Below are 6,598 nucleotides of genomic sequence, written 5' to 3'. Positions count from 1 at the left end.
TCATAAACAACCAGGATGTTGGCTCAGAAGCAGCCACCATTTAAAGAGTGCGTAATAGCTCACTGGTCGAGAGACGCTGCGCCGAAAATGTCCGGGGCTCAAGCACGGAACCGAAGCTATGGCATGACAGCAATGTCATGGGTAGGGGAGCGTTCTTATAAGGAAGAAGCATTACCGTAAGGAGATGTGGACATATAAGAAGTGAGAATGCCGGTATGAGTATCGAAAAGAAAGGTGAGAATCCTTTCCACCGAAAGCCCGAGGGTTCCTGAGCAACGATCGTCGACTCAGGGTAAGTCGGGACCTAAGCCGAGGCGGAGACGCATAGGCGATGGACAACAGGTTGAAATTCCTGTACCGGATGGAGTCAATTGAGCGAAGGAGCGACGCAGGAGGGCACATGATCGCGCGGCTGGAAGAGCGCGTCCAAGTGCGTATGCGTAGAGGGAGGCAAATCCCCCTTTACAGAAGCAGAGACATGATGGGGAGTTAAAGGAGACTTTGACGAACTCATGGATCCCACACTGCCAAGAAAAACTTCTAGCGAGACGAAATCCGCCCGTACCGTAAACCGACACAGGTAGGCGGGGAGAGAATCCTAAGGTGCGCGGGAAAACCCTCGTTAAGGAACTCGGCAAATTGCATCCGTAACTTCGGGAGAAGGATGACCCTGAGTAGGCGAAAGGGAGAAACCCCCGGAACAGAAAAGGGTGGCAGAAAAGAGGCCCAAGCAACTGTTTACCAAAAACACAGGTGCCTGCGAAAGCGAAAGCTGAAGTATAGGTGCTGACGCCTGCCCGGTGCTGGAAGGTTAAGGAGAGAGGTCAGCGAAAGCGAAGCTTTGAACTGAAGCCCCAGTGAACGGCGGCCGTAACTATAACGGTCCTAAGGTAGCGAAATTCCTTGTCGGGTAAGTTCCGACCCGCATGAAAGGCGTAATGATTTGGGCACTGTCTCAACGAGGGGCCCGGTGAAATTGAAATACCTGTGAAGATGCAGGTTACCCGCGACTGGACAGGAAGACCCCATGGAGCTTCACTGCAGCTTGAGATTGAATCCCGGTGACATATGCACAGGATAGGTGGGAGGCTAAGAAGTAATGCCTTTGGGTGTTACAGAGCCGATGTTGGGATACCACCCTTATGTTGCTGAGATTCTAACACGGAGACTAACAACCTCGTGGACCATCTCAGGCAGGCGGTTTGACTGGGGCGGTCGCCTCCTAAAATGTAACGGAGGCGCCCAAAGGTTCCCTCAGGCCGGACAGAAACCGGCCGAAGAGTGCAAAGGCAGAAGGGAGCTTGACTGCGAGACAGACAAGTCGAGCAGAGACGAAAGTCGGGCTTAGTGATCCGGTGGTACTGAGTGGAAAGGCCATCGCTCAACGGATAAAAGCTACCCTGGGGATAACAGGCTAATCTCTCCCAAGAGTTCATATCGACGGGGAGGTTTGGCACCTCGATGTCGGCTCATCACATCCTGGAGCTGGAGTAGGTTCCAAGGGTTGGGCTGTTCGCCCATTAAAGTGGTACGCGAGCTGGGTTCAAAACGTCGTGAGACAGTTTGGTTCATATCCATCGCGGGCGCAAGAAGTTTGAGGGAGGCTGCTCCTAGTACGAGAGGACCGGAGTGGACGGATCAACGGTGTACCAGTTGTCACGCCAGTGGCACGGCTGGAAAGCCGCATCCGGAAAGGATAAACGCTGAAAGCATCTAAGCGTGAAGCCCGTCCCGAGATGAGACTTCTCATCAGCAATGAGTAAGACCCCTTAAAGACGATGAGGTTGATAGGCTGTGAGTGGAAGTGGCGCAAGTCATGGAGCGACGCAGTACTAATAGGTCGAGGTCTTAGCTTAGATTTCACGAAAAGCACGACCAGAGGCGAGAGCCTTCGGAACTTCTTCTATGCAGTTTTGAGAGAACAGACTCTCAAAGATTCAGTGGCGATAGCTGTGAGGATACACCCGTACCCATGCCGAACACGGTAGTTAAGCTCACAAACGCCGAAAGTACTTGGCTGGAAGCGGCCCGGGAGGATAGGAAGCTGCTGATTAACCGAAAAAGCACTAGTCTGATGACTGGTGCTTTTTTGCTGTGTGCGACATTTGAGATGATGGGCTTTTGTGAGGAATCGGCGGGAAGCTGTATTCCCGAAGGTTGACGCCCTGCGGGCGAGGGTTGATGGCGCCGCCGGGCCTGACGGCCCTGGGCGCCAAAGGTTCTGTCCGGGATCGGCTGACGCCTCCCGGACGGGTTGAGGGCTCCGCTCTCGGGAGGTATATAGTACCGCTGCGCTGGCGAGGTACGGCGCCCTATGGGGCGCCAGTATAAATGCCGCCTTTGGCGGCGAAAACCTTTACAACCGCCCTGCGGGCGAGGAAATGCATTTCCCCTTTGGTGGCTGGCGCCACCACCTTGCCCGGTGGGAAGCGTGTCACTTGATTCTCAGTCGCCTACGGCTCCTTGCGAATCAAGTTCCCTTGCCACCCGGTGGGAAGCATGTCACTGGATTCGCGGGTCGCCTACAGCTCCCCTATGAATCCAGTTCCTTTGCCACCTCCGCAGTTCGGTGGGGCGGCAAAAGGAAAGCGCTTTAATGGGCAGGCTAGGCGCCTTACTTCGCCCCACTTGGAGGTCCTATGCAGGACCTCCACAGTGGCACTATAACCCGTGTTTACTGTAGAGCCATTTATGAAGAGAGTGTTTCGCGGTGTTTTATTCTGCCCCCGCTTGCGGGGGAAGTCCGGCGCAGCCGGATAGGGGGTGTATCTGCCGAAGGCAGATAATTCAGCAGAATGCTTATTTTGCCATATGATACAGAAAGGTAAATCCGTAACGCTGACTTCATATTCATCGCCCGAGAGGGCGATACCGCAACCCTCGGGGCCAAAGGCCCCGTCAAACTTAAGAACCCTCCGGCCCTCAGGCCGGTCAATCCTAAGAACCTTTTCTTTCATAACCCTTCTACACAACCATCGGGGCGAAGCCCCGTCAACCTACCCCTCTGAACCCTTTGAACCCTCACACCGAAGGTGTGTCCATAGACAGCTCTTTCCCTTTTTACATCCTTCTCTTCACAGGGTATAATGGAGTCAATCTTTATTTCTATGATTACACAGGAACAGGAGGCGGGGATGGAGGTTCGCTATCAGGTGGCTTCTGACCATGAGGGACAGGAGCTTCGACGGTTTATCAAGGGGAAGCGGGAGTTTTCTTCTGCCCTTTGGAAGCGGGTGAAGTGGAATGGGAAGGTACTGATTAATGGAGAAGCTGTTCATAATGCCCGCACTGTTCTTCATGAGGGCGATGAGGTCATCCTTTCCTGGAGTGAGGAGAATGAGGTGGTTCCTTCGGATATTCCGCTTTCCATTGTCTATGAGGATGAAGATGTACTGGTGGTAAACAAGGGACCCGGCATGATTATCCATCCTACGTCCCGAAATACCCATGATACGCTGGTGAACGCAGTGGCCGGTTATTTTGAGAGAAATCACAGGAATGCCGGGATTCATCCGGTGTACAGGCTGGACCGGAATACCACGGGGCTGGTGGTGGTGGCGAAGTCTGCCATGGGGCAGTATGAGCTGTCAAAGAGTCATGACTGCATTTTTCGGCAGTATGTGGCTCTTGTTTCGGGCCGGGTGGAGCCCACGGAAGGGGTTATCGAAAAACCTATCGGCCGTAAGCCCGGAAGTATCGTGGAATGGATGGTACGGCCTGATGGAAAATGGGCGGCTACGGAATATCGGGTGCTTGCGTCTTCTGATGAGGCCAGTCTTCTTCTGATTCATTTGAGGTCGGGACGTACGCACCAGATACGGGTTCATTTTTCATCATTGGGCCATCCTCTTCTGGGAGATGATTTATACGGCGGCTCCCTGGATCTGATGAAGCGGCAGGCCCTTCATGCCTGGTCTGTCGCTTTCCGCCAGCCCCGAAAGGGGATGCCTCTTCGGCTCTATGCCCCCATGCCATCGGATATGACTGAGGTGATTTTGAAGCTGTGGGGTTCTCTTGATGTTTTGAAGGAGGTATGAAATTGCCTGTACAGAATAAGGGATATATTTCATTTCTTACATTTTCCATTTTTCAGGGGCTTCCGTTAAAGGCGGCGGTGTCCTGCAGAAAGGGCGGCGTGAGCAGGCCTCCTTTTACCAGTTTGAACATGGGGCTTCATGTGGGGGACCGGGTAGAGGATGTGCTGGAGAACCGGAAGCGGTACTGCCGGGCCCTGGGGCTGGATGAAGGGCTGCTTATCAACTGCCGGCAGGTACATGGTACTCATATCGAGGAGGTTTCAGAAGAGGACCGGGGCCGTGGCGCTTTTTCCCTGGATACGGCTATTCCCGATACGGACGGTCTCATTACTTCTTCTCCTGATGTGCCGCTTACCATGAATTATGCAGACTGCACGCCTCTTTTCTTCTATGATCCTGTAAGAAAGGTCTGCGCCCTTTCCCATGGCGGCTGGCGGGGGACTGCCGGAGACATAGCAGGGAAAACGGTATCACTGATGGTGGAGAGATTTCATTCCAGAAGGGAAGATATATTAGGTGCCATTGGTCCGGCCATTGGCCTGATGGATTTTGAAGTGGGAAAAGAGGTTATAGATGCCATGCGGCCTCTTTTCAGCAGGGAGGAATGGCCTTCTCTTTTCCGGGAGAAGGGAAATGGAAAATATCTTTTCGGTCTGGCCGAGGCCAATCACTGCCTCATGAGGAAGGCGGGCCTTTTGGAGGAGCATATCGAGGACTGCCATATTTCCACCTGGACTCATAATGATTTCTTTTATTCTTATCGGAAGGAAAAGGGAAAGACCGGGCGCCACATGGCGGTGCTGATGATGGAACCATGAGGGGAGCAAGGATTGCTGTCATTACCGGTGCTTCTTCCGGGCTGGGCCGGGCATTTGCCCTTGAAGCAGGCCGTCTTGGGGATCTGGATGAAATATGGCTGATTGCCAGGAGAAGGGAGAATCTGGAAAGGCTGGCCGGAGAGCTTCCTGTGAAGGGGAGGGCCCTTTCTCTTGATCTTCTGGCAGAAGATTCCTTTGCATCATTGAAAAAACTCCTGGAAGAGGAGAGGCCGGCCATTGCTCTTCTGGTAAATAATGCAGGGCGGGGGTCAGCCATTTCTTTTGAGGAGGAATCTTTGAAGGATATGGAGGACATGGTCAGACTGAACGCAGAGGTGCCCATGAAGCTGACCAGACTCTGTCTTCCTTATATGAAGAGGGCTTCTGGTATTATCAATGTGTGCTCTGCAGCTTCTTTTGTGCCTCTGCCGGGACTTTCGGTGTACAGCGCTTCGAAGAGTTTTCTTCTTTCTTTTAGCCGCTCCCTCTGCAGAGAACTGAAAGGCCGGGGGATTGCGGTTACCGCGCTCTGCCCTTACTGGATCGGCGATACGGAGTTTATGGAGAAGGCGGGAGTGTCTGTTCATCCTCTTGGCTTGCTGACAGCAGAAGAGGTGGCGCGGCAGGGGCTTTCGGATAACCGGCGGGGCAGGGAAATGTCTCTTCCAGGTATCATGAGCCGGCTTGCGCGGCTGGGAGCTGCTGTATTTCCGCTGCCGGTGCTTCTCTTTTTTAAAAACCTTTTTGGCGCATGAAAAAACTTCGGATTCCTTCAGGGGTCCGAAGTTTTTTATTTCTAGCGGAAGGTATTTTTTCCAAGCCGGGGATGGACGGCAGGCTTTAAGCTCCTTTTTTCAATGATGTCCAAGGCTTCTTCCATGGTCACATCGCTCAGGCGGCCTTCTATTTCATAGATCAGCATGGGAGAGGCGGCGTCCAGCTCGCTTCCCGGAAGATAGATGTATTCCTGATTACGGCTGTCGCCGTATATGAATCCCGCCAGCAGGCGGCTTTCTGCCAGTTTATGCATGACTTTCCTCCAGGTCACAGATGAAATGGGGCTTGAAATCCAGGTAGTCTGCCGAAGTGAGGTGAAGCTTGATGCCGCAGAGCTCTTCCGGCAGGTTGGTGAAATTGGCAGCTCCATGGATGTGGCCGTAAATGCAGTCGGTTACATGATGGGCTTTCATGATCTCTATCATGTGGGATGGATTTCTTGCCTCATCAAAGGGGGGATAATGGAGCACTGCCATAATGCGGGAGGCTCCTGTTTTTTCCGCCAGGTCCAGGGACCGCTCCAGACGGCCTTCCTCTCTGGCAATGATGGGCTTGTCTGTTTCTGTCAGTTTGGGGGAAGTTTCCGATATCCAGCCCCTGGTGCCGGCCAGGGCTACCTGACCGGTTCTGATGGCGGAGTTATGGAGAAATTCCAGCATGCCATCGGTCATGCGGGTCATTTTAGTCACTGTGTCCCACCAGTAGTCGTGGTTTCCGCGGACTACAATCTTTCGGCCCGGCAGGCGGCCCAGCATCTTTAAATCGGAAATGGCATCATCCATATTCATGGCCCAGGACAGGTCTCCTGCCATAATGACTGTATCTTCTTCATGAATGGTTTCCAGCCAGGCGGTTATAATTTTTTTCCTGTGGTTTTTCCAGTGGGCGCCGAAGATATCCATGGGCTTGGAAGGCGGATCGCCGGACAGGTGAAAATCGCTGAATGCGTATAATTTCATCAATTCT

General features: G+C 53.1%; 5 protein-coding genes and 2 rRNA genes (1 of these 7 running past the window's edge). 5 read left to right on the top strand and 2 right to left on the bottom strand.

From position 1 onward, the window contains the following. From NW747_RS01890 to NW747_RS01870, 5 genes are all read left to right on the top strand, one after another. Nucleotides 1-1,856, top strand: a 23S ribosomal RNA gene (locus NW747_RS01890); it begins 1,071 nt to the left of the window's first position. An 80-nt stretch (nucleotides 1,857-1,936) separates the two neighbouring features. Further along, nucleotides 1,937-2,053: ribosomal RNA gene (rrf, locus tag NW747_RS01885) — 5S ribosomal RNA — on the top strand. A gap of 1,081 nt (nucleotides 2,054-3,134) precedes the next feature. After that, complete coding sequence (locus NW747_RS01880; RefSeq protein ID WP_273187800.1) at nucleotides 3,135-4,037, top strand: RluA family pseudouridine synthase; 903 nt, start codon at nucleotides 3,135-3,137, stop codon at nucleotides 4,035-4,037. Then, nucleotides 4,034-4,855 carry a peptidoglycan editing factor PgeF gene (gene pgeF, locus NW747_RS01875; RefSeq protein ID WP_273187799.1) on the top strand — a complete coding sequence of 274 codons (822 nt, stop codon included), beginning with the start codon at nucleotides 4,034-4,036 and terminating at the stop codon, nucleotides 4,853-4,855. The genes NW747_RS01880 and pgeF overlap by 4 nt, the downstream gene beginning before the upstream one ends. Beyond that, complete coding sequence (locus NW747_RS01870; RefSeq protein WP_273187797.1) at nucleotides 4,852-5,610, top strand: SDR family NAD(P)-dependent oxidoreductase; 759 nt, start codon at nucleotides 4,852-4,854, stop codon at nucleotides 5,608-5,610. The genes pgeF and NW747_RS01870 overlap by 4 nt, the downstream gene beginning before the upstream one ends. A gap of 41 nt (nucleotides 5,611-5,651) precedes the next feature. Here the strand turns inward: NW747_RS01870 and NW747_RS01865 are convergent, their stop codons facing one another. Both NW747_RS01865 and NW747_RS01860 read right to left on the bottom strand, forming a co-directional pair. Continuing rightward, nucleotides 5,652-5,885, bottom strand: coding sequence for a hypothetical protein (locus NW747_RS01865; RefSeq protein WP_273187795.1), 234 nt, complete (start codon nucleotides 5,883-5,885; stop codon nucleotides 5,652-5,654). Beyond that, nucleotides 5,878-6,591: a metallophosphoesterase gene (locus NW747_RS01860; protein WP_273187793.1), complete on the bottom strand. Its 714-nt coding sequence runs from the start codon at nucleotides 6,589-6,591 to the stop codon at nucleotides 5,878-5,880. The genes NW747_RS01865 and NW747_RS01860 overlap by 8 nt, the downstream gene beginning before the upstream one ends. Nucleotides 6,592-6,598: the final 7 nt, after the last annotated feature.

Origin of the sequence: Dialister succinatiphilus (assembly GCF_928721695.1) — a bacterium.
Taxonomy (GTDB): Bacteria; Bacillota; Negativicutes; order Veillonellales; family Dialisteraceae; genus Dialister; species Dialister succinatiphilus.
Note: the sequence above shows the minus strand (reverse complement) of the source record. Positions and strands in the feature narration are given on the sequence as shown.